General features: G+C 38.2%; 21 protein-coding genes. 13 read left to right on the top strand and 8 right to left on the bottom strand.

Annotated elements, in window-relative coordinates; genetic code table 11:
* The first annotated feature begins 192 nt into the window (after positions 1–192).
* From QE450_RS08130 to QE450_RS08120, 3 genes are all read left to right on the top strand, one after another.
* Positions 193–561, top strand: a complete 369-nt coding sequence (locus tag QE450_RS08130; RefSeq protein WP_301262276.1) for a winged helix-turn-helix transcriptional regulator — start codon at positions 193–195, stop codon at positions 559–561.
* A gap of 257 nt (positions 562–818) precedes the next feature.
* Complete coding sequence (locus QE450_RS08125; protein ID WP_307298379.1) at positions 819–1133, top strand: ArsR/SmtB family transcription factor; 315 nt, start codon at positions 819–821, stop codon at positions 1131–1133.
* On the top strand, positions 1130–3649 hold the full coding sequence (locus QE450_RS08120; RefSeq protein ID WP_307298377.1) for an FAD-dependent oxidoreductase: 2520 nt from the start codon (positions 1130–1132) through the stop codon (positions 3647–3649). The genes QE450_RS08125 and QE450_RS08120 overlap by 4 nt, the downstream gene beginning before the upstream one ends.
* 117 nt (positions 3650–3766) lie before the next feature.
* On the opposite strand, the gene QE450_RS08115 is transcribed toward QE450_RS08120, so the two are convergent.
* The 5 genes from QE450_RS08115 to QE450_RS08095 all read right to left on the bottom strand — a co-directional run bounded on the left by QE450_RS08115 (position 3767) and on the right by QE450_RS08095 (position 7269).
* The gene (locus QE450_RS08115) at positions 3767–4111 is read right to left on the bottom strand and encodes a darcynin family protein (RefSeq protein ID WP_307298375.1); all 345 of its coding nucleotides are present in this window, start codon (positions 4109–4111) and stop codon (positions 3767–3769) included.
* Between the two features lie 78 nt (positions 4112–4189).
* Complete coding sequence (locus tag QE450_RS08110) at positions 4190–4768, bottom strand: Crp/Fnr family transcriptional regulator (RefSeq protein WP_301262272.1); 579 nt, start codon at positions 4766–4768, stop codon at positions 4190–4192.
* Positions 4769–4953: 185 nt separating this feature from the next.
* The gene (locus QE450_RS08105; protein WP_307298371.1) at positions 4954–5625 is read right to left on the bottom strand and encodes an NAD(P)H-dependent oxidoreductase; all 672 of its coding nucleotides are present in this window, start codon (positions 5623–5625) and stop codon (positions 4954–4956) included.
* Positions 5626–5830: 205 nt separating this feature from the next.
* Positions 5831–6277: a MarR family winged helix-turn-helix transcriptional regulator gene (locus QE450_RS08100; protein WP_373462042.1), complete on the bottom strand. Its 447-nt coding sequence runs from the start codon at positions 6275–6277 to the stop codon at positions 5831–5833.
* A gap of 287 nt (positions 6278–6564) precedes the next feature.
* A complete protein-coding gene (locus tag QE450_RS08095; protein ID WP_307298368.1) occupies positions 6565–7269 on the bottom strand; it encodes an SDR family NAD(P)-dependent oxidoreductase in 705 nt (234 codons plus the stop codon).
* 416 nt (positions 7270–7685) lie between these two features.
* Between QE450_RS08095 and QE450_RS08090 the strand changes: the two genes are divergently transcribed.
* Entirely contained in the window at positions 7686–8147 is a 462-nt protein-coding gene (locus QE450_RS08090) for a hypothetical protein (RefSeq protein ID WP_307298365.1), read from the top strand.
* A 108-nt stretch (positions 8148–8255) separates the two neighbouring features.
* Here the strand turns inward: QE450_RS08090 and QE450_RS08085 are convergent, their stop codons facing one another.
* The gene (locus QE450_RS08085) at positions 8256–8945 is read right to left on the bottom strand and encodes an NAD(P)-dependent oxidoreductase (protein ID WP_307298364.1); all 690 of its coding nucleotides are present in this window, start codon (positions 8943–8945) and stop codon (positions 8256–8258) included.
* 195 nt (positions 8946–9140) lie between these two features.
* Here QE450_RS08085 and QE450_RS08080 point away from each other — a divergent pair, with 195 nt between their 5' ends.
* The 7 genes from QE450_RS08080 to QE450_RS08050 all read left to right on the top strand — a co-directional run bounded on the left by QE450_RS08080 (position 9141) and on the right by QE450_RS08050 (position 17996).
* Positions 9141–9719 (top strand): TetR/AcrR family transcriptional regulator, encoded by a 579-nt coding sequence (locus QE450_RS08080; RefSeq protein WP_307298362.1) that lies wholly within the window; start codon positions 9141–9143, stop codon positions 9717–9719.
* A 133-nt stretch (positions 9720–9852) separates the two neighbouring features.
* Complete coding sequence (locus QE450_RS08075) at positions 9853–12642, top strand: hypothetical protein (RefSeq protein WP_307298361.1); 2790 nt, start codon at positions 9853–9855, stop codon at positions 12640–12642.
* Positions 12643–12653: 11 nt separating this feature from the next.
* Positions 12654–13928 (top strand): efflux RND transporter periplasmic adaptor subunit, encoded by a 1275-nt coding sequence (locus QE450_RS08070; RefSeq protein WP_307298358.1) that lies wholly within the window; start codon positions 12654–12656, stop codon positions 13926–13928.
* A complete protein-coding gene (locus tag QE450_RS08065; RefSeq protein ID WP_273616168.1) occupies positions 13925–14617 on the top strand; it encodes an ABC transporter ATP-binding protein in 693 nt (230 codons plus the stop codon). The genes QE450_RS08070 and QE450_RS08065 overlap by 4 nt, the downstream gene beginning before the upstream one ends.
* On the top strand, positions 14617–15786 hold the full coding sequence (locus tag QE450_RS08060; protein WP_273616167.1) for an ABC transporter permease: 1170 nt from the start codon (positions 14617–14619) through the stop codon (positions 15784–15786). Before QE450_RS08065 ends, QE450_RS08060 begins: the two co-directional genes overlap by 1 nt.
* 51 nt (positions 15787–15837) lie before the next feature.
* Positions 15838–17307, top strand: coding sequence for a sensor histidine kinase (locus tag QE450_RS08055; RefSeq protein WP_274170010.1), 1470 nt, complete (start codon positions 15838–15840; stop codon positions 17305–17307).
* Positions 17304–17996 carry a response regulator transcription factor gene (locus QE450_RS08050; protein ID WP_307298354.1) on the top strand — a complete coding sequence of 231 codons (693 nt, stop codon included), beginning with the start codon at positions 17304–17306 and terminating at the stop codon, positions 17994–17996. Before QE450_RS08055 ends, QE450_RS08050 begins: the two co-directional genes overlap by 4 nt.
* 189 nt (positions 17997–18185) lie before the next feature.
* Here QE450_RS08050 and QE450_RS08045 read toward each other — a convergent pair whose 3' ends face one another.
* Together QE450_RS08045 and nfsA are read right to left on the bottom strand one after the other, a co-directional pair.
* On the bottom strand, positions 18186–19289 hold the full coding sequence (locus QE450_RS08045) for a Gfo/Idh/MocA family protein (protein WP_307298352.1): 1104 nt from the start codon (positions 19287–19289) through the stop codon (positions 18186–18188).
* A gap of 259 nt (positions 19290–19548) precedes the next feature.
* Positions 19549–20289 carry an oxygen-insensitive NADPH nitroreductase gene (gene nfsA, locus QE450_RS08040; RefSeq protein ID WP_307298350.1) on the bottom strand — a complete coding sequence of 247 codons (741 nt, stop codon included), beginning with the start codon at positions 20287–20289 and terminating at the stop codon, positions 19549–19551.
* 207 nt (positions 20290–20496) lie between these two features.
* On the opposite strand from nfsA, the gene QE450_RS08035 reads away from it, so the two are divergent.
* Complete coding sequence (locus QE450_RS08035) at positions 20497–20865, top strand: winged helix-turn-helix transcriptional regulator (RefSeq protein WP_307298349.1); 369 nt, start codon at positions 20497–20499, stop codon at positions 20863–20865.
* Between the two features lie 155 nt (positions 20866–21020).
* Positions 21021–22208, top strand: a complete 1188-nt coding sequence (locus QE450_RS08030; protein WP_307298347.1) for a macrolide family glycosyltransferase — start codon at positions 21021–21023, stop codon at positions 22206–22208.
* Positions 22209–22216 lie beyond the last annotated feature (8 nt).

Here is a 22216-nt window from a genome sequence, read left to right as displayed (position 1 = left end):
ATTTATCGAATAAATATCCGAGTGGTGGAGAAAAAATATTGTTAAACTCACTACTCTACTTGCCTTTATTATCTTATTGAAGTATGTTACTTTAAACAAGTACGATTATTTTTAGAACATACTATCAAATTTAATACTAATGTGATCTGACAGGCTTTTTAGAAGCCTATCATTGATCCAGGGGGAACAAATATGGAGCATACTCATAAATATTCATCTGATTGTGGGATGAATGAAGAGCAAAAATTGAGCAGTGGAAGTTCATCCGAGTGTGGACTGAACAAGGTACAAAAATTAGTCGGCGGTAAATGGAAATTATCTCTATTGTGGTACATGTCCGAAAATAAAAGAAGATTTGGAGAGATCCGACGGGCTTATCCAGATCTTACACAGTCGATGCTTACAAAGCAGTTACGAGAATTAGAAACCGATGGGCTACTGCACCGGGAAGTTTACCGAGAAGTTCCACCGAAAGTTGAATATTGGCTAACCGATCTCGGTAAGAGATTCCTACCGATCCTGAATAGCATGTATGAATGGGGAGAATCCAATTTAAAATAAATATCACGTTTGATATTTGATACTTGAAGAAAAATGATCGCCCTATGTAAAAGTCACTTTCGTTCAGATCGTTCGCCCCTTTTATTGATAACCTAAAAAGACCGGCTTGCTATAGAAGTCGGTCTTTTTAATATACATTCTGAACTAATTGAAATAAGTATCAACTGTTTGGGTCAATAGAATGTAAAAATGCTTTGAATTGACTCTTTGTTCACTATATCGTATTATTCTAATATAACGATATAAGGAGGGTTCATATGGACACTACCGCTTTTGATGTAAAAGATTTAAAACAATTTGATGAGCCTGCTAATCTGTTGAAAGCTTTATCGCATCCTATTCGCTTATGCATCGTGCGTGGACTTATACGCAAACGTAAATGTAACGTTTCATATATGCAAGAATGTCTGGATATTCCACAATCGACGATTTCACAACATCTACAGAAGCTTCGTAGCACCGGGATTGTTACCACTGAACGTTGTGGGCTAGAAGTTAACTATCTTCTTGCTGACCCTCGGATCGAACGCATCGTCCATATTTTGTTTGGAGAGGAAGATTGCGAATCATGAATCAACAACGTCAAAAAGTATTGATTGTCGGTGGTGTAGCTGGAGGTGCATCGGCTGCGGCACGTTTACGCCGACTGGATGAACATGCTGAGATTATTATGTTTGAAAAAGGCCCTCATATTTCTTTTGCTAACTGTGGATTACCTTACTATATTGGGGGTTCTATTACTGATCGTGAACGCTTGCTTGTTCAAACGCCAAAAGGCATGTCAGAGCGCTTTCGAATTGACGTGCGTACACAAAGCGAAGTTATAGCTATTCATCCGAATACTCGTACGATCCAAATCCAGCATCCTGAACGTGGTCTATATGAGGAAAGTTATGATAAGTTGATCTTATCTCCGGGCGTTCGTCCTTTTATTCCTAACTTGCCTGGCAATGATCATCCACTTATCTTTACTGTACGTAATGTGCCTGATATTGAGCGTATCAAAGAACGTGTTACTTCCGAACATACCCGATCAGCCATTGTTGTAGGTGGAGGATTTATCGGTGTAGAAATGGCAGAAAATCTACGCGAAGCCGGTCTGGACGTAACCCTCATAGAAAGTAATCCTCAGCTACTGGCTCCGTTCGATCCTGAACTGGCGACAGCACTAGCGCAAGAGATGGAGCAACATGGCGTGAGGCTGATGTTCAAGCAACGTGTGATCGGCTTTTATTCCTACGAACAAGGTATTCGTGTTGAACTTGAAAATGGTAGCCCACTATCTGCTGATCTGGTCATTCTTGCGATCGGAGTAAGACCTGACACTTCCTTCTTGCAAAGTAGTGGCATTGCTCTTGGATCACGCGGACATATTGTTGTCAATGAATCGCTTGAAACTAATTTACCAGATATCTATGCTGTTGGAGATGCTATTGAGGTGAAAGACTATATTCATGGTAGCCAGACAATGATTCCGCTAGCAGGCCCTGCTAACAAACAAGGTAGGATTGTTGCTGACCGTATCGCTGGATTGAGCTCTAGTTATAAAGGAACGATGGGTACATCTGTGATTAAAGTATTCGATCTAACCGGTGCTTCTACAGGAAGTAGTGAGAAGAAGCTCAAACGTCTGGGTATAGACTACCAGAGTGTGATTGTTCATCCTTCCTCTCATGCTTCTTACTATCCCGGTGCCAGTGCTATTACACTCAAGTTGCTATTTACACCAACAGGTAAAATTTTAGGAGCTCAAGCTGTTGGTTATGAGGGTGTAGATAAGCGAATTGATGATATTGCTACAGCTATTCATTTTGGTGGCTCTATTCATGATCTGGCAGAACTTGAACTTAGCTATGCACCACCGTATTCTTCTGCCAAAGATCCTGTGAATATGGCTGGATATGCGGCAGAGAATATAGTATCGGGACGTGTGCAGGTCTTTACGTATGCTCAACTAGCAGAACGTGACACTGAGCAATCTATTTTGCTCGATGTGCGTAGTGAACTGGAGCATCACAATGGACATATCACTGGATCACTTTCTATTCCAGTAGATGAACTTCGTCAGCGGTTGAGCGAACTGGATCGTTCCAAAGAAATTTGGGTGTATTGTCAGGTTGGATTACGTGGTTATACCGCTTCTCAAATTTTGTGTCAGCATGGTTTTGAGACTAAAAACTTAAGCGGCGGTTACAAAACATACCGTATGGCTCAATTTCAGACTAGCTCCTTTTCTTTCGAAGAACCAAACGGCAATAATAATGGACAACCTAATCCTTTACCAACCCTTACTGTAATAGAAAATGGATCACATATTACCGAACATCCAACTGCTCAACCGATGCATATAGATGTTGAACTGGATGTACGCGGATTAAGCTGTCCCGGCCCTCTTATGGAGGTTAAGAAAACAATGGATCAACTATCCAATGGACAGACTTTACATGTGCAAGCGTCTGACCCTGGCTTTTACGAAGATATAAAAGCATGGACAGCAATGTCTAAGTCTACGCTTCTCCAATTAGAGCGTGGTAACGGGGGCATGATTAAAGCGGTCATTAGCAAAACAATAGCAGAGCAGAACTCGGAGCTTTCCTCTTCCATTTCTACAGAAGCCGATCCTGCCAGCACTATGGTCGTTTTTAGTGGTGATCTAGATAAAGCGATTGCTTCCTTAATCATTGCCAATGGTGCTGCTGCAAGTGGTCGCAAAGTAACTATGTTCTTCACTTTCTGGGGATTGACTATTATTCGCAAGCAACCGCCACAAGCTATCTCCAAATCGATGATGGGTCGTATGTTTGATATGATGCTCCCTCGTACTAGCCATAAGTTACGCTTATCCCAAATGAATATGTTTGGCGCAGGTCCCAAAATGATTCGTGGTCTTATGAAACATCATAATGTTCCATCTTTAGAAGAACTTATACAGAGTGCCGTCGATCAAGGTGTAGAAATGGTAGCTTGCCAGATGTCGATGGATCTGATGAATATTCACCGTGACGAATTGATGGATCATGTTAAAAGTGTAGGCGTCGGTTATTATTTAGGACAGGCTTCTCAAGCAAATCATAATCTTTTTGTCTAATTCAAAATGACTGATAATCCACGTAAAAAGGAGTGCCTATAAAAAGGCGCTCCTTTTGCATTTGATCAGACTTTAATATCTATAAGGACGAATCTTAATGATTCATTGCATAGGGTTTTATTCGCAAGACATCTGTAAAGCTTCTTTCTCATACGATTGAAAAGCATTTTCCAAACCCATGATCACATCTTTGATCTTCATATATCCTTTTGTATATGTCTCGGAGTCACGAATTTCTTCCCACATATAATGGTACTGTTTGAGATCTTCTGTCTCACAGACTACAAAATCAGTATAATCTTTGCCCGGCAAAGCTTCAGCATCAAAAAAATGTACTGTAATCGATGAACGATACTTATTTATAATTTGCTGTAATACTTCTGCATGCTCTCTGCGTTGTTCTCGTGGTAACGCTAACCAGGAAGGATAGAACTCTAGTAAAACGATCATCATTTGTCGCATATGTCTTTCACCTCATCTAAGTAATGGTTGCTATATGTCTAGTGTAAAGGACATAATCTACAACTTCATTAACATAGGTTAATGATTTTCATGCAAAATGCGGCTCAGGGATACGGGTGAGATGCCGAGGTAAGAAGCAATATGATATTGAGGTATTCTTTGTTCAAGCCCTGGATATTTGAGTAGAAAAGCGTGATAACGCTCCAAAGCAGATAAATATAACAATTCCCGTTCACGTTCTTCTTTACGGATATACAGTCGTTCTAGAGCTGTGCGAACAAATCGTTCCCATCCATGACTTTGATCCATAAGCATTTGCAACGTAGAATAAGGAATCTCGATAACGGTAGAATCTTCGATCGCCTGAATAGTGTACTTTGATGTTAATCCGGTAATCATAGCTCCGTACGAGGTAGCAAAATCATTTTCTAATGTGAAAGCGACATTATATTCTCGTCCATCTGCTAAAGTGTAATACAAGCGAAATAACCCTTGTGTACAGAAATAAGCATGATTTACATGATCTTCAGCTTCAATAATAGTCGCTCCATGTGCAATAGACTTTACTGTTGTTGCATGTACAAACCATTTCCACTCTATAGGTGTTATAGAAGCTTGATAAGCCATAGACTGAAGTGTCTGATAATGATGCTCCATGATGATTGCCTCTCTCCTATTCAATATTGACCTTTTGTGCTAAAGCTATCATACATGTAGTTGAGTATAGTTTCTCTCTTTCGCATCGTTTTGTATACATTTATATGTAATAAAATGATTATATGTTACCTGCTGATGATAAAAAGGTCACTAAAGTAGTGACCCGCATACACATAATCACTAATTTATGCCCATACTACAATTTCTTCTAAAGGCTGTCTCATTTTAGGACGCTTCGGTTCTTCTTCTCGATAGCCAAAAGCAACCAGACAAGCGACTCCAAACTCATGTTTGTCGATAATTCCTTCATCGTGAAATAGAGAAGCTACTTTTTCTCTGTCGATTCCTTCAATCGGACAAGAATCTATTCCGATCTGAGCTGCTGCTGTCATCATATTCGCCATTGCAATATAACTTTGTTTGCATGCCCATTCATGCATCAATTGAGCATTATTCTCTAATTCAACTTCTGTAAATAACTTATACATATTCGAAACAAATGTCGCTACTCCATCGGGCATCTGCTGAATATTGCTCATCATATGGGTTATATATGCAGAATCAAACGTTAACTCGCTCGCTCTTTTGGCTAAAATAAATACCAGATGGCTTGAGGTTGGTATCTGTCTTTGAGCTCCGGCTGCGATAGGTTTTAACTTATCACGAAGTTCTTTTTCTTGCACCACTACAAATTTCCACGGTTCAAAACCAAATGAACTAGGCGATAATCTGGCAGTTTCTAAAATAAATTGAAAATCGTGATCCGCAATTTGTAGATCAGTTTTAAAGTTCTTACAAGCATGTCTAAATTGATAAGCACTTAAAATCTCATTTTTCTTCTCTTCTGTTGTATTCATAGTATGATTCCTCCATTATTATATTTGTTGATGTATCAACGTTGATGTATCAACAAATATACAATAAAATATTATGTACAGCAAGAAGATTTTATTTCCTCTGGATAAATGCAAAAAAAGTCGATCATTATAGACCGACTTTTGGATTACTATCTGCTTGGATAGCAAGTATTTGATTGTTTGATTTGCTTGAGCTTTGGGAGATTTACGTGTTATCTTTCATCTGTTTCACATTTTCATTTAATTGATCTAATACTTTTTTGAGCATATTGAACTCGGTATCACTAATATTATTCAACAGCCCTTTGGCAAATTGTTCTTTTTCTTTTTGCGAATTCTCAATAACTTCTTTACCGTAATCTGTCAATTGTACTAAAATCATACGGTTATCTCCGTCTTTTCTTCTTCGTAATACAATGTTGTTATCTTCAAGCTGTTTGAGATGTCTAGCGACAGCCGCTTTATCAATAGTCACTTTTTTTTGTAGATCACTTTGGCTAATTTCTGTTTCTTGATATATTAAAGCAAGTATTTCAAAGCGAGATTGGCTGATACTAATATAAGCATCAAATGTCGTATTTATCGCATTGTTTACACGATACATTTGGTATAACAACGCACTCTCTTCTGACCAATCTTTCTTCAAAACCATCCCATCTTTCGTAATCATATTTTGTTACTATAGGTGTACAGCGTATTAGACAATATACAACTTTAATCCTTTTTTTACAAGCAAGTCTGTTCCTTGACCTCGATAATAAACACATTCATATAACTCTCAAAATGGCATAGCACATCATAATAGATGACTATCCTATGTAGTGAAAAAAATCAGTAGTTCTTCTACGTGCCAGACTACTCTATATAGATAAAACCCTCTTTCTATAGACAAGAAAGAGGGCTGGTCACAATCATAATACATATAAAATAGATAACGATTTATTGATATACAGACAGAGTACCGTCATAATTGATCACCTGTCCATTGTGATTCTGATCATCCAGTATATAACTTACAATAATTTCAGCAGCTTGTGCAGTAGTTTTTACAAAATCGCCTGTCATATTTCCATTCAGATCAGTAGAGACAGCTCCTGGCATAACTGCAAAAATTTCAACTGGTATATTTTCTTTTTCAAAGCTCATTCCCCATGACTTGGTCATAACGTTCAAAGGAGCTTTTGCAGTCTGATAAGCAAAAGCATTAAAAAATGATAGTGGCTCAATCGGTATGCTGATATTTTGAATTATGCCTTTATTCGCAATCAATAGCGGTAACAATCCCTTGGAAAGAGCGAATGGGCCAATAAAGTCGACTTGGTGAGTGGCTACTAACTCTTCTACATCAAATTCCCAGCCTACTTTATGCATATCTCCAGGGATACCCGCATTATTTACCAACAGACTCAAATCAGTATAGTTTTGCTTGATATGATTGACCGCTTGATCAATACTTTGTAGATCAGCTACGTCGATTAATAGTAACTCTGCATGACCAAATGCTTTAAGTGTGTTTACGGCTACTTCTCCACGTTCTTGATCACGTGCCCCTACTAATACATGATATCCTGCTTGTAGTAGATGCTTCGCAATTTCAAATCCAATGCCTTTATTTGCTCCTGTCACTAATGCTGTTTTTGTCATGGGTATTCTCCTTAGATTAGCTTTTATTTTCATCAAAAGTAATAACGTTGATAAATCAACTGTTGACATATCAACATTTTAAAATATATTTTCTTTTCATGCAAGTTATTTGTAGAACTATTATTTATATGGACTTATTGCTTGTTTATCAACGGTACTTTCTGACCTAGCATCTGATCATACTATCGTTATTATTTTATAAGTTTTAAAAAGAATATTTTTACAATTTAGGTATATTAATGAAAAAGAAAATATTATATAATCTAGGTGTATTCTCCGCATATATGTATTAAGCGCTAAAGGAGGAATGTATTACATACTAACAGCATCTATTGGGAAAAGATTAGCTGTTTATTGAGGTGTTACATGATTCTGTTTTGGCTATATCCCTATTACACTTATACAGGAGGTTTGTAATGAAAAAATTATCTTTTTTATTGTTATCTGCTGCTTTATTCGCTTCGATTCTTCCGGTGACTTCTGCTTCAGCATCCGATAGTGACCTATACAATAGCACTTCTACTCCCCCCTCCACAGGAACCCCATCTGCTGTGCAATCTTCTACATCTCAAGCATCTGTTAATTATCACAGTATTCGTTTTTCGATTGATTTTATGGATACGATTATGGCAGGCGATAGTGAACCGCGTGGACAATTTTATCGGGCTGTTGAAGATGCGATTGGCGCTCCTGTTATTTTTTATGATTTCTGGAGCGACTATATCGTCATCAAAGTGATGGATAAGCAACTATCTCCAGAAGAAGCAGAAGTCGTCAAAAACAAACTTAATAGCTTAAAATGGATCAATGAAACATACGGTATTCCGTTAGATCAGGATATTATCACTGATATTCACTGGTTTGATCGCTGGTCTTAATCTATTCTTCATTTGCAAAACACCTCCAATGCGAAAGCAGATCACTTGCTGCTATTTTGCGTTGGAGGTGTTTTTTTCTATAATTATTTAAAATTTTGCTAGTACAAGTTATGATTTTCCGACATTAATAATCTTTTTGATCCATGATGGCTCACTTGTTGCCGCTCGAACCAAAGAGTCTGCACAGTCTACAAATGATAGAGGATGAAGTGGCTCAATCCGGGCTAAAGGCCCTGCTGTATATTGGACAGAGTCAGCGGTATGACTAAGCACAGAAGGACGTACAATCACCCAATCCAAGTTACTTGCGATCACTGCCTGCTCAGCGATTGCTTTATCTTTGATCGCTTTGGAGAAAATAAACCGCATCGTACGTACAGCAACCCGATTAAAAGCAGAAAATTCTTTTCCATCACTCAAATTAATGCCGCTTTGCATCACCACACGCCCAACTCCTGCTTGCTGACAAGCTGATAAAATATTGGGTATCCCTTCTGACATCACAGTTCCCGGTGAGAAATTGGCTGCAATAACATTCAAAGCTCCTTTTGACATGATATGACCTGATGAAAATGTTTTGGTTGGTCCTATACAACTGATAACCACGTCTGTACCTATCATAGCTTTAATCATAGTGGATGTATCCAATACGTCTCCCTGATAAATATGCAGTTGCTCAGTCGATGTATGAACTTGAGGTCGACGAGATACAGCATTAACTTCATGATTTAATTGAAGTAAACGCTCCACTACTTTCTTACCTGTGGCTCCTGTAGCTCCAATAACAGTAACTTTCATTTTTCTCTTTCCTCCCTGGATCATTTCATACATATATCCATATCTAAAAATGCACATTAGTGTATTAAGAAACAACTATGTATAATACTAAATACAAATACAGCATTTACAATGATTAAAACAACAGATTTTGTGCAGTAGTTCACGTTCTTCTTCAAACTGTGCATTATTTGGAAGAAAGCAGGTCATAATAACATGTCGCAAATAGATCGAAGAGTACGGAAATCACAAAAAGCGATCAAATTGGCTATTATTGATCTCATGATCGAGAAAAAGTTTGATCAGATTACGATTCAAGATATCGCTGATCAAGCAGATGTTAGCCGAAGAACGATTTACCTTCACTATACAGACAAGTTTGATTTGCTAGATAAGCTTATTCAAGAGCATATTGAAGAAATGAGAGACATTTGCAATTCACAAGACATGAATGATAGTTATGTAGAATCTGGATTGTTGTGGTTCGAATATTTTGAAAGTCAGTATTCATTTTTCTCTGCAATGCTAGCCAGTAAAGGAAGTTCTTTTTTTCGCACACGATTTCTAGCATTTTTTCTTCAAGAGTTAGAACAAGGAATACTGGATCAAAAGAAACAACCACTAACTGAAGAAGATTATGTAGATATTCAGTTTTTAGGAGCAGCGATTTTAGGAATAGTCGAATGGTGGATCAAGCATGAAAAACCTCACCCTCCCGCTTTTATGGCTAAGCGATTAGGATTATTGCTTGAACGTCATCTTGAGGTAGATGTATATGATCGTCCCAGTTTATAAAAAGTTTATATTTAATTTAAGTCCTGTATAGAAATACTTTGCTTTTGTTTATGTGTAATTTAACTCCTTCCTCTAAGATCAATCTATAAATCAACCTGTACACACAGGTGATGAAGATCAGGAGGAACGATAGATGAAGAAATACCCTGCATATCTTGCTCTGTTAGCAGGAATGGTAGCTTTAAGCCAGACTACAAATAATCCCGTATTCGCCGCTCCAACCCATCTGTCTGCAACTCAGATGAACTCCTCAGCTAGCGCTTCTTTAACAGCACTCCCTTCAATCTCACTCCAATCTGGAGTCAGTGTGAAATTAACCGATATTCAATTAGCTAGCAAAAATACAGGCAATATTCTGACCTACACCCTTACTTATACCAACACCACTTCCAGCCCATACAAGTTAATGAATAGCTTTTCAAGAGTAAGTACATTACGAACTTCTCCAATCAAAGGAGTACCTGTTCCTGATAACAAAGATCAGATAACGATTTCCCCGAAGTCTACTCAAACGATTACGTACTATGTAGATATGAAAAAAGAAAATAAACTAACCAGTAGCAAAATTACGATGTTTGGTTGGGATTTTAATGCCGCCAATTATGAGAAAAAGTTAGGTACATTTACCGTTCCTACGAATTACTCACCTGCTATCGCTCAAGGCAAAAGCAAAAAAGTAACGATTGGTACGACAACACTTAATCTCAAACCACAGCAGTTACAAGTGATCCGTTTTAATAATAAATTATATGCTCGTCTAGCTGTACAAGTAAGCAATCTAAGTACTGAAGTGTTAGAGGCTCCTAATTACCATACTTACTTACAGTCTGCTACCGGTTCTACTTTTGAGCTACAACTAGATCATGCTAGTCGTGATTTCTCTATTTCACCCGGAGATACTCAAAGTATAAAGTATATTGCCGCTATCCCAGCTTCTCTGAATACTACAAATATGACTTTACAGATTACAAGCAATACTGTTGCAACAGATAGCAAAATAGACAGTTCTACAGCAAGTAGTGTTACTAACTTGGAATTACCAGTAGTAGCATTCAAATTACCTAAAGTAAGTCCGTCTAGTCTTACTGTTCCTGTAGCATCTTCTCGAAAAATCGCTGTAGATGGAACAATGATTGAGACTCAATTAAAAACAGCAACAATCTCTACCAGTGGAGATAAAGCCGTATGGACGATGCAATTTAGAATAAAAAATATCGGTAATCAAACAGTAGTATTACCTACTTATGAAACATCTATCAAAACATCAGAAGGGTATTCATTCCCGATCACTACCAAAGCATTCACTAATCTAGCACTCAAGCCATTGCAGGAAAAGCAAATTCAATTATCTGCTGAAATTCCAGCTCAATTGAAACAGCAACAACTTCAACTGCAATTGTTAGAATCATCAGCAACAACTCCAAGTAATACAACGACAAATACGCAAGTAGCAGACAATACACAAGCGAAAAGTGCGATTATTTTACCCACTGCTTTTTATATAATTCCCTACAGCCAAGAACAGAATCAATCGGCGCAAACAGAGTATGCATTTGATAATAATTACGGCAACTTTGGCGTAACGCTTGAAAGCTTTCAACGTATGCCATGGACTGCTGAAGATATCGTAGTTGCCAAAATTCGTCTGCGTAATGCTGGCACTTCTTCTGTTAACTTGCCTCTACTTGGCGGATGGATCAAAGCGCAAAATAATCGCATCAGTAGCCCAGTACAGATTATAGCAGAACAGACAGATACGTCACTGGATGCCGGTCAAAGTCGTGTGTACTATGTGGTCAGTCATTTTGATGCAGATGCAGATTTATCTCAACTCAAAATCGAACTATATCCTAATGTAGATACTGCAAATACCGATTCAACCAGTCCAACTACCAATGCGACAACTTCTACTGGTAATACACTGGATCAAGATAATCCGTTCTTATCGCTACAAGTAGGTCAGATCAATTCTACTGTTGCCAAAATCGCCCCTGGATCTTCTTTCCATATTCAGACGATAGGCAAAAAAGCAGAAATCAAAGAACGTCGTACGATTACCTATGAAGGTACAAGTCAAAAAATTGCATATACTGAACTTGAAATGAAGAGCGAAGAAAAACGGACTTCTACACCTGCTCGTCTTATCGCTTATTACAAAACACCAAATAATGAATATTATGAAGCTACTGTTAATCAATCGGACAAAACAGTCGGTCCTGATGGTAAAAACTTAATTACTGTCTGGAGCAAACTCCCTGCGTCAATCAATACTTCCGGACTAACACTTTATATCGGTGAAGCGATTAACGATGGCAAAATGTCTACAGCGACGACTACACCTACAGGTTATATCAATGCGGTTGAACTGGGACTCAATAAACAGACGCCGCCTGTAGTGGCTAGTGTAAGTAGCGATATGGAGCTATTCCCGTACCGATTTGCGATTACAAGTGCTACAGGTTCATTGTCAGAAGGTCAAGAAAGTATTGCTCTGAATATGACCTATAACTTTAGCAAAGACAACACCTATAATATGGGCACGTATGGACATAATCTGGTCATTCAATGGGTAGATCCATCCGGTCAAGTACAAGAAAAAACTATGGTTCCGGGTACTGACTTAACACTCGGCAAGTCGATTCCGTATTCAACCACTTTAAATAGTAATGTGTACAAAACGATGAAAGGTGGTCGTTTCTTAATCAATGTGTACGATGAATTTGAAGGCGAACGAATCCTTCTCGGTACGCAGAGCTACAGAATTGATTACACGGCCAATATCGTCAATACACCTTCTACAACATCACCTGTAGATACACCTACAACGAATCCGGGCACACCTCCGACAACCAATCAACCGGACAAACCAGATTCAACTGATCGTAATAACAAAAATAGCACAACAGATCTATCTGCTAACTAACGGAGGAACCTATGAAAAGTAAAAAACGAATCTGGATCACTATAGCTATTATTGTCGTATTAGCCGCTGCCGGAGCAACCGCTTATGTTCTCTGGCCCAAAGCACAAGATGAATTGGTCGTTGAACCTACCCCTTCTGTTCCTGTGCAAAAAGGAGAAATTACAGTATTGATCAAAGGGGCTGGTTCGATCAAAGCTACGAGCCAGACGCTTGTCTATGCCGATCATGAAGGCAATATTAATCAGGTAAACGGCAAACTAAATACACGTGTTCAAAAAGGACAGGTCTTGTTCAACTATAAAAATAAAGATAATTCCAAAGATATCACTCAACAAACCAACACCCTGAAGCAACAACAAAGCGATCTTCAAGATAAGCAAGAACAATACAAACAGCTAGTTATGAATAATGCGACTCCAACCGAATTAGATACAGCTCGGCTAGCAATAGAAAAAGGTAAAGACGATATCACTGTTACTGAAACAGAAATCGCGCGTTTACAAAAAGATCAAGCTGCTCCTGCTCCGCTGCTTTCTCCGATTAGTGGAACAATCACTAAGATGAGTGTCGCTCCCGGCGGAGCAGTCAGTAGTGGCGCAGAAGCATTTACTATTGTTGATTATCAAGATTTGAGCGCTACGATTCAGGTCGATGAATTAGATGTTCTTAAAATTCACGACGGATTAAAAGCTACACTTCAGCTAGATGCATTACCCGGCAAAACGTATACTGGCACAGTCTCAATGATCGCAAATGAAGGTTCAATCAAAAATGGTGTTTCTACTTTTGCTGTAACGATTCATTTGGATCAACCGGGCGAGATCAAAGCAGGTATGTCCGCACAGGCTACGATTTTGGTCGAACAGAAAAAAAATATTCTTGTAGTACCTATCGAATCGGTTATTCAACAAGGTGACCAATATGTAGTTCAAAAAGCGAGAGTATCAGCAGGTACACAAAATGCGCAACCTGATGCTACGACCGAACAGAAAGTAACGATCGGGATTCATGATGATAGTCAGATTGAGATTAAAAGTGGTCTAAAAGAAGGCGATCTAATCGTGATCCCATCCAGTGATATGAGCGGGCTTAGTACCTCTTCACCAGATAGCAGTATGTCTGGTACAGGTGGCTTGGATGACAGTAGTTCGACGACAGTTTCAGATAGTGGTTCAACTGACAGTAATGCAACAGACAGCAGTACTTCAACAGATAATAGTAATACTACCGATACAAATACGAGTACATCTAGTGATAGCTCTTCTACAGATGGTGGCACTCCATGAATAAGGAGCCACTGATACAGATCAGTCATATGAATCATGGCTATATGATGGCAGGACAGCAGATGCCTATTTTGCAGGATATCTCTATGACGGTGAATCATGGTGAATTTGTAGCGATTATTGGCCCTTCAGGGTCAGGCAAGTCTACTTTGATGAATATGATAGGCTGCTTGGATCTGCCTAATAGCGGAGAGTATATATTGGATGGTCAAAATGTACGCAAAACGTCTGATAATCGCCTTGCCAAAATTCGTAACGAAAAAATCGGTTTTATTTTTCAAAGTTTTAATCTATTGCCCAAATTATCAGCGATCGAAAATGTAGAGCTTCCTTTGATCTATCGTGGATTGTCTTATCGAGAACGTAAAAAAAGAGCAAGTCAGGCGTTAGAACAAGTAGGATTACATGAACGGATGTATCATCGTCCTAATCAATTATCCGGCGGACAACAGCAACGTGTCGCAATAGCACGTGCTCTTGCTGGTGATCCGCCTTTATTGCTAGCAGATGAACCGACAGGTGCTTTGGATACAAATACAGGTAAAGAAGTCATGCAGATGATCAAAAGTCTGAATGAACAAGGACATACCATTATTTTGATTACCCATGATCTGGATATCGCTGATCAAGCCAAACGTGTTATTCGTATTCAAAATGGCGTTTTGACAGAAGATCGGAGGAATGAGTAATGATCTTTTTTCAAAGTGTACGTATGGCATTACTTAGTGTAATCAGTAATAAAATCCGCTCTTTTTTGACGATGTTAGGCATTATTATTGGAGTCTCGTCGGTCATTCTAGTCGTCTCTGTGGGTATGAGCTTTAACGGGCAGATCAGTGATCAATTTGGAGATATGGGCACCAATCTACTATCTGTTAATGTGATGGGACGCGGGGTAACCAGTTCACTGACGTATGAGGAAGTCATTGCTTATAACCAGTTAAAAGGTGTATCCGGTGTATCCCCTACCCTTTCAGGCAATGTGACTGCCAAAAATCGCAATAACAATGTCGATGTTTCCTTAGAAGGTGTAACTCCTGCGTATGAGCATGTCAAAGACTTTCATGTACAATCCGGACGATTTGTTCTTAATATTGATAGCCAGTACCGACAAAAGATAGCTGTGATCGGCTCATCTACTGCTACCACTTTATTTGGCACTGAAAATCCAGTCGGGCATGATATCCGTCTTAATGGCGAAACTTTCAAAATCGTAGGTTTGTTACAAAGTAAAGGCTCAAGCTTAATGGGCTCCAATGATGAGAAAATTTTAATCCCACTCGCTACCGCAGAACGCTTTTTACAGACAAAAGGTATTCAGACGTTTGAAGTCAAAACTGTGACCGAACAGGATATCCCTACTGTCAAAGCCCTACTTGCAGCTAGCCTTGAACAGAAATTCAAAGATCCTTCAGCATACGATATATTTGATGCTCAAGAAATGATCAAATCTATGGAAAAAACCAATGCATTAATGTCAGCATCTCTAGCAGGGATCGCAGGGATTTCACTGATTGTAGGTGGAATCGGTATTATGAATATTATGATTGTATCGGTAAATGAACGGACGCGTGAGATCGGTATTCGTAAAGCGATTGGTGCTAAAAAGAGCAATATTTTGATCCAATTTATGATCGAATCGATATTTCTCAGTACACTTGGAGGATTGCTTGGTATCGGGGTAGGACTTGGATTGGTCTGGGTGGCTGGTAAATTCACACCGTTTCCGATTCAATATGCATGGAATATGGTTACGATCTCATTTGCATTTTCATTTGTGATCGGTGTTATATTCGGAATTATTCCAGCCAATAAAGCTGCACGATTACGACCTATTTATGCGCTTCGTACAGATTAAATGCTACAATACATTCGTAATCACTTATCTATTATCGAAGGAGTACGTGGTATGACTATTAAACAACGCCTGATCATTTCTAACATTTTGATGATTGTCATACCTGTACTAATTTCAGCGATTATTATCGGAGCCGGACAATATTTATCTTACCAGTATTGGAAAACGAAATACGATAATGAAAGCTCTATCTACGATGTACCGGAGAAAATCACTTCTGTTGCGACAGAACTTATTCAACATCCTCAAAAGCAAAAAACAAATGAAAAACAGCAACTAGAAGATTATTTGCAAAAGCATTCAATGAGACTGACAGTGCACGATTATAATACGCGTACACCTCTGTTAAATATGGGGAAACTGACGATCGATGCTAATAATAAAATGATGACAGCGATCTGGTCTTTGAACGGAGAAGGTAGTATCTACCTTGCTGAAGAAGATGTGTATAGCAAAAAAGTAACTGTAAATGATCAGACGTATGTCATTTCAACATTTGATTCGTTTCATGAAAATGCTACGAATGATGATAGTTACTACAGCCGATATCAGATGTTAATTACGCTGTTTATGATCTTATTTGGCATTGGGATTATTGTCACTATCTTTTTTACTAATCGCTTTCTGACTTATTTTGTGTTCAAGCGAATCAGTCAACCGCTCAATACATTAGTAGCAGGTGTTCAGCAGATTCGGGATGGTAACTTAGATACACGTATTCAATATGAGAGCAAAGATGAATTTGCCGCGATCTGTCATGATTTTAATGATATGGCATTACAGTTGAAACAATCGATGCAATTAATTCAGCGTCAAGAAGAAAGCCGTAAAGAACTACTGGCTAGTATCTCACACGATCTACGCTCTCCACTCACTTCGATTCGTGCTTATTCAGAAGGGCTTCTCGATGGAGTGGCTAATACACCGGAAGCTCAACATAAGTACATTACTATGATACAGACCAAAGCAAGAGATATTGACCGGATGGTTGCCAAAATCTTTCTATTTTCCAAAATGGATCTAGGTAATTATCCATACGATCCTGAGCTGCTAGATGTGAATTATGAATTAGAATCACTTGTCAAAGCAACAGCTGAAGAATACCGTAGTAAAGGTCTGTATATCACCACGTCATTTTCACATCAGAAAGCCAGAATTTTTGCAGATCAATTGCAGTTAGATAGCGTATTTACCAATATCGTCGAAAATAGCTTAAAGTACAAGCACAAAGAGCGCGGATGGGTTCATATAGAGACCAATGTAGATGATGATCAGATCACTATTTGTATCACCGACGATGGTCCCGGTGTTCCTGATCAATCATTGCCTCAACTGTTTGATCTATTTTATCGTAGTGATCCTTCGCGTAATAATCCTAATAAAGGTAGCGGGCTTGGCTTAGCGATTACTGCCAAAGCTGTGGAACGCATGGGTGGAACGATTCGGGCAATGCATGCACCTTCAGGCGGTTTGCAGATTAAGATTCAGCTTCCATTGATTAATCAGGAGGAAGTACAATGAGAAAAATACTAATTATAGAAGATGATGAAGCGATCGCATCGATTGAACGCGATTATCTCGAAATCAATCACTTTGCAGTGGAGATAGCTGATAATGGACTTACCGGTGCAGAAAAAGCATTATCTGAACCTTATGATCTGATTTTGCTGGATCTTATGTTACCGGGTGAAGATGGATTTTCTGTATGTCGCCGTTTGCGTGAAAAGCTAGATATTCCTATTCTTATGGTTACTGCCAAGCAAGAAGATATTGATAAGATTCGCGGATTAGGGTTAGGTGCAGATGATTATATTGTCAAACCCTTTTCTCCTAATGAATTAGTAGCGCGAGTAAAGTCCAATCTAGCTCAATATGATCGGATAAAAGGAAAACCTGATCGTTATGGCAATAGCCATATTGAAATAGGTTCTTTTGTGATTAATATGCAAGCTCACCGAGTCTATCTAAACGGTAAAGAACTAGAGTTGAAGAAAAAAGAATTTGATCTGCTCCACTTTCTGATCGTAAATGCTAACAATGTATTTAGCAAAGAAACGTTATATGAGCGTATATGGGGTTTTGAATCGATTGGTGATAATGCGACTGTAGCTGTTCATATCAATCGACTACGTGAAAAAACAGAAGAAGATCCTAGCAATCCTCGCTATATTCAGACAGTATGGGGTGTCGGCTATCGCTTTCAGCCTTGAATGTAATCAATCAAATCTAGTGTAGTTTGTACCAAAAAGGAGCAGTCATCATTGAAGATGTCTGCTCCTTTTTTTAAGGTAAGAGATTTAAGATAAACGATTTGACTTTGCAAAAATTAGTATTGATTTTATTAGTAAAATTCGCGCTTTGATTCACACTTTGAATACCCAGCACGTAGACATAGAGTCTTATTTAAAATATTGACGTTCACCTGTTTGTGCAGATTTTTGTATTGCATCGATTAATTGATGTACTTTGACTGCATCTGCAAAATTCGATGTCAATGATGTTCCTTCTTGAAGATCTTGAGCAAATGCACGATACACTTGAGCGATATTTAGCACTGGAGTATCATCTCGCAGAGAATCCGGTACAGAATAATAGTCATCCGGAACTGTTAACTCTTGTAGTTCGGCATCAGCAGAATTGGCTCCTAACAATTCATGTGCTCCAAATTGAATCGTTTTAGGCGCATATAAAACAATCGTCCCTTGATCACCAAAGATTTCAAGAGTCACCCCTTTTTGATGCTTCACTCCTCCTTGAATATGAATACTCGCTGCTGCTCCATTTTTTAATTTACCAGTAACCAGAATTTGATCATCTGTTGTTTTCTCAATCATTTGTTGAGTATCTACTAACGCTACTTGAGTGTATTGTTGTGCTGTTGTAGCGGAAAGTTCTGCAAAGTCGCCAACCATATAAGTAAACGCATCTATATTATGTCCACCCACGATAGTTAGCAAATTTCCGCCAGATGTACGATCGAACAAATAAGCAGTCGATTGATCAGCTGTACCGCCCATACCTTCCATAGATACTCTCAATTGAGCAGATAAGACTTTTCCTACATATCCTTCTTTCAGCAAATCTTTGACATACTTAATCGCAGGAGCTTGTCTTGCTTGTAATCCGATTGCAGTTGGAATCTGATGCTCTGCTACCCATTGTTGCATTTCAATAGCTTCTTCTGTAGTTGATCCTAAAGGCCATTCACTATAAATAGGCTTTCCAGAAGGAATACTAGCTTTGACCGCATGATAATGCTCTTTTACATTAATACTGACAACTACCATATCTACATCAGGATGTTGTACTAACTCTTCAATTTGATCAAAACCATGAGTAGCTTTAAAAGCTTCAGCACTTTTGGTTGCACTTTCTTTGTTACTTGTAGCTACGGCTGTTAACTCATACTCTTCCAAATGCTGAACTGCGGGAATATGAGTACTATTTGCCCACCCGTTATTTACTGATCCACCGATAATACCTACTTTGATCTTTTTAGTCATTTTTTCATCGCTCCATTTCGAATCATTGAATTAGTAATACCAACAAAAATAGCTTGAGATAGGATGATCTTTGATGACTTTATTACGCTTTAGAGATTTATGTTCGTATTCATATTAGAAATTATTCATAAAAAAGAGTAACTTTATAATAAGTTACTCTCGATTTGTTTCTCGGATTGTTTTTCAAAACTAATTAGTGGGCTAAATATAACATAGTGGAAATTAATGTGCAAATATAGACTCCTATATATACTGCTTATTACTTTTTAGCGTATCCCATTTTATTCATATAACTCATCATATTAGGCAGAATACTTCGTTGTAGATGATCATGAATATGATCGCTCCATCCTTTGACCGTTTTTACAGTGAAAGGCGCTCTGATCGGACGATCTTCATAGTATTTTTTCATTGTGTTATCATAAGTAGATAGTTCTTCTTTGTCCAATGGTTGGTATTTATTTTCAAATAACACCATAGATTTCGGTAAGCGTGGTTTGAGTTCTGCTTTCTCTTCTGCTGGAACACCAATACACAATCCTACTACTGGAATAACGTATTTAGGTAATTGCAAAGCTTCAGATAATTTCTCGATATTGAGTTTGACACCGCCAATATATACGCCACCAAGTCCCATAGATTCGGCTGCTGTCAAAGCATTTTGCGCCATAAGTCCAGCATCTACTAAACCAATCGTTAGAAATTCAATATATTCTATATCTACTTCAGGAGCTATTTCATGATTCCGATGAAAGTCTGAACAGAAAACCCAAAACTCGGCTGCTTGTCCGATATAAGGCTGATGACCACAAAGTTCCATTGCTTGTTGGCGAAGCTCTGGATCTGTAACCCGAATAATAGAAACAGCCTGTAACAAGCTAAATGACGATGTTTGAATAGTTGCCTGGAAAATAGCATCTAGTTGTTCCTCGGTTAATGGTTGATTAGTGTACGAACGCACCGATGAGTGGTTGTGAAGCAATTCTAATGTTTGATTCAAGTATGTTCTCTCCTTTAATATTTATTCATATGTTAGACTATTGATTAGCTTACTAACTATACCTGTTATAAAGACTTCTATGCGATCATTTGATCTATAACAATTTGCATAATAAAATAATCATAAAGTGATATCGTGACGTTGCATAGAGGGCAATTTAGATGTACATAGTACACATAGATGTACTTAAGAATGGAGAGAAAGACGATGAGAGTGTGTAAAGACGGATTTCAAAAAGAATTTATTAATGATCAGACAGATATGTATACCATCGCTTTTACGCAAAATATTTTATCTGGACGATGGAAATATTTTATTTTGTGGTATTTAAAAGGACATACGCGCCGGTATTCAGATATCAAAGCGTTTCTAGGTGATCTTTCGCAAGGTTCTTTAAGCAAACAACTACGTGAATTAGAAAAAGATGGGGTAATTAAACGCAAAGTATATCCTGTAGTTCCACCCAAAGTCGAATATTCACTGACTGATAAAGGAACAGCGCTTATGCCTGTACTGGATGCGATGAATAGTTTTGGCAAAACGTTTGGTGAACAAGCAGATACTATACGAGAGTAACTATTTTCTAGCCAAACGGTTATGAGCTCTTTCTTCTATTCACTGCTCCACTATACTTGTGAAAAATCTGCAAAAATTGGAAAAGAAATAGATTATTGTTATCATAAATAAGCAACGGTTCTATTTCTTATACTATCCAATAGGAGTGATATCGAATGTTACGTATTCTAATTGTTAATTTTCCCGCAGAAGGTCATGTGAATCCAACACTTGGGATCACTCATGCTTTTACATCACGTGGCGATGAGGTTCACTATATTACGACCGAGAAGTTCAGAGATAGATTAGAAGCTGTTGGAGCGATTGTTCACGTTCATACTGATCTGCTTAGAAATGCTTCGATCCGTATAGGTAGCCCCAATGGAATAAATGAATTTTTAAACATTCATATTCAAACTTCGTTACACATTTTAGCGTTAACCGAACAGCTATCACAAACAATGCAATTTGATTTTGTATTTTATGATAAGTTCGGGGCCGGTGAGTTAGTTCGAGATTTCCTGAATATTCCGGGTATTTCCTCGTCTCCATCTTTTTTGATATCTAATGATCAGATGACCAAACGAATTTTTCCAAGTCAAATGGACACTACTTCTCAGCTTTCCGAGAGTATTCAAGCTGGACTATCACTAATGAAAGAGAAATACAACGTTATGCCTAAAGAAATGGGTCAATTTATGAATAATAACGGTGATCTAAATATTGTTTATACAAGTAAATACTTTCAACGTAATGGCGATCAGTTTGGCGATGAACATCTTTTTATTGGACCTAGTTTTCCAAAACGTACTGAAAATACGTCATTTCCACTTCATCTTCTTAAAGATCAAAAAGTACTATACATTTCAATGGGAACCGTTCTGGATCACACCGAACAATTCTTTAATACTTGTATCGAAGCTTTTACAGACTTTAACGGTATTGTAGTTATTGCTACAGGTGAAAAAGTTGACGTTACGAAGATCAACCTGGCTCCTGAACATATCATGATTTTACCTTATGTTCCTCAGTTAGAGGTGCTACAGCATACCGATGTATTTATTACTCATGGCGGTATGAACAGTGTCAATGAAGGCATCCATTTCAATGTGCCTTTAGTCGTTTTGCCACAAGACAAAGATCAGCCAATGGTCGCTCAGCGCTTAACTGAACTGCAAGCAGGCTATCGTATTACCAAAGATCAGATCAATGTACAATCACTTCAAGAAGCGGTACAAGAAGTGTTGTCTAATCCACAATACAAAAAAGGTGTACAGAACATTAATGAAAGCTTCCAACACACAGGCGGGCCACAAGAAGCATTAGATCGCATCGATGCTTATCTTCATAACAGACAATTGTAAATGACTTT

It is taken from the genome of Paenibacillus sp. SORGH_AS_0306 (assembly GCF_030819345.1).
Classification (GTDB): Bacteria; Bacillota; Bacilli; order Paenibacillales; family Paenibacillaceae; genus Saccharibacillus; species Saccharibacillus kyungheensis.
This window is presented reverse-complemented; position numbering and strand designations above follow the sequence as displayed.

Coding starts and splice junctions, on each gene's coding strand:
- QE450_RS08055 (WP_274170010.1), top strand. CDS start 15,838: ATGACTATTAAACAACGCCTGATCATTTCTAACATTTTGATGATTGTC.
- QE450_RS08130 (WP_301262276.1), top strand. CDS start 193: ATGGAGCATACTCATAAATATTCATCTGATTGTGGGATGAATGAAGAG.
- QE450_RS08060 (WP_273616167.1), top strand. CDS start 14,617: ATGATCTTTTTTCAAAGTGTACGTATGGCATTACTTAGTGTAATCAGT.
- QE450_RS08065 (WP_273616168.1), top strand. CDS start 13,925: ATGAATAAGGAGCCACTGATACAGATCAGTCATATGAATCATGGCTAT.
- QE450_RS08080 (WP_307298362.1), top strand. CDS start 9,141: ATGTCGCAAATAGATCGAAGAGTACGGAAATCACAAAAAGCGATCAAA.
- QE450_RS08120 (WP_307298377.1), top strand. CDS start 1,130: ATGAATCAACAACGTCAAAAAGTATTGATTGTCGGTGGTGTAGCTGGA.
- QE450_RS08070 (WP_307298358.1), top strand. CDS start 12,654: ATGAAAAGTAAAAAACGAATCTGGATCACTATAGCTATTATTGTCGTA.
- QE450_RS08100 (WP_373462042.1), bottom strand. CDS start 6,277: ATGGTTTTGAAGAAAGATTGGTCAGAAGAGAGTGCGTTGTTATACCAA.
- QE450_RS08090 (WP_307298365.1), top strand. CDS start 7,686: ATGAAAAAATTATCTTTTTTATTGTTATCTGCTGCTTTATTCGCTTCG.
- QE450_RS08105 (WP_307298371.1), bottom strand. CDS start 5,625: ATGAATACAACAGAAGAGAAGAAAAATGAGATTTTAAGTGCTTATCAA.
- QE450_RS08085 (WP_307298364.1), bottom strand. CDS start 8,945: ATGAAAGTTACTGTTATTGGAGCTACAGGAGCCACAGGTAAGAAAGTA.
- QE450_RS08095 (WP_307298368.1), bottom strand. CDS start 7,269: ATGACAAAAACAGCATTAGTGACAGGAGCAAATAAAGGCATTGGATTT.
- QE450_RS08075 (WP_307298361.1), top strand. CDS start 9,853: ATGAAGAAATACCCTGCATATCTTGCTCTGTTAGCAGGAATGGTAGCT.
- QE450_RS08035 (WP_307298349.1), top strand. CDS start 20,497: ATGAGAGTGTGTAAAGACGGATTTCAAAAAGAATTTATTAATGATCAG.
- QE450_RS08045 (WP_307298352.1), bottom strand. CDS start 19,289: ATGACTAAAAAGATCAAAGTAGGTATTATCGGTGGATCAGTAAATAAC.
- QE450_RS08110 (WP_301262272.1), bottom strand. CDS start 4,768: ATGGAGCATCATTATCAGACACTTCAGTCTATGGCTTATCAAGCTTCT.
- QE450_RS08030 (WP_307298347.1), top strand. CDS start 21,021: ATGTTACGTATTCTAATTGTTAATTTTCCCGCAGAAGGTCATGTGAAT.
- QE450_RS08115 (WP_307298375.1), bottom strand. CDS start 4,111: ATGCGACAAATGATGATCGTTTTACTAGAGTTCTATCCTTCCTGGTTA.
- QE450_RS08125 (WP_307298379.1), top strand. CDS start 819: ATGGACACTACCGCTTTTGATGTAAAAGATTTAAAACAATTTGATGAG.
- QE450_RS08050 (WP_307298354.1), top strand. CDS start 17,304: ATGAGAAAAATACTAATTATAGAAGATGATGAAGCGATCGCATCGATT.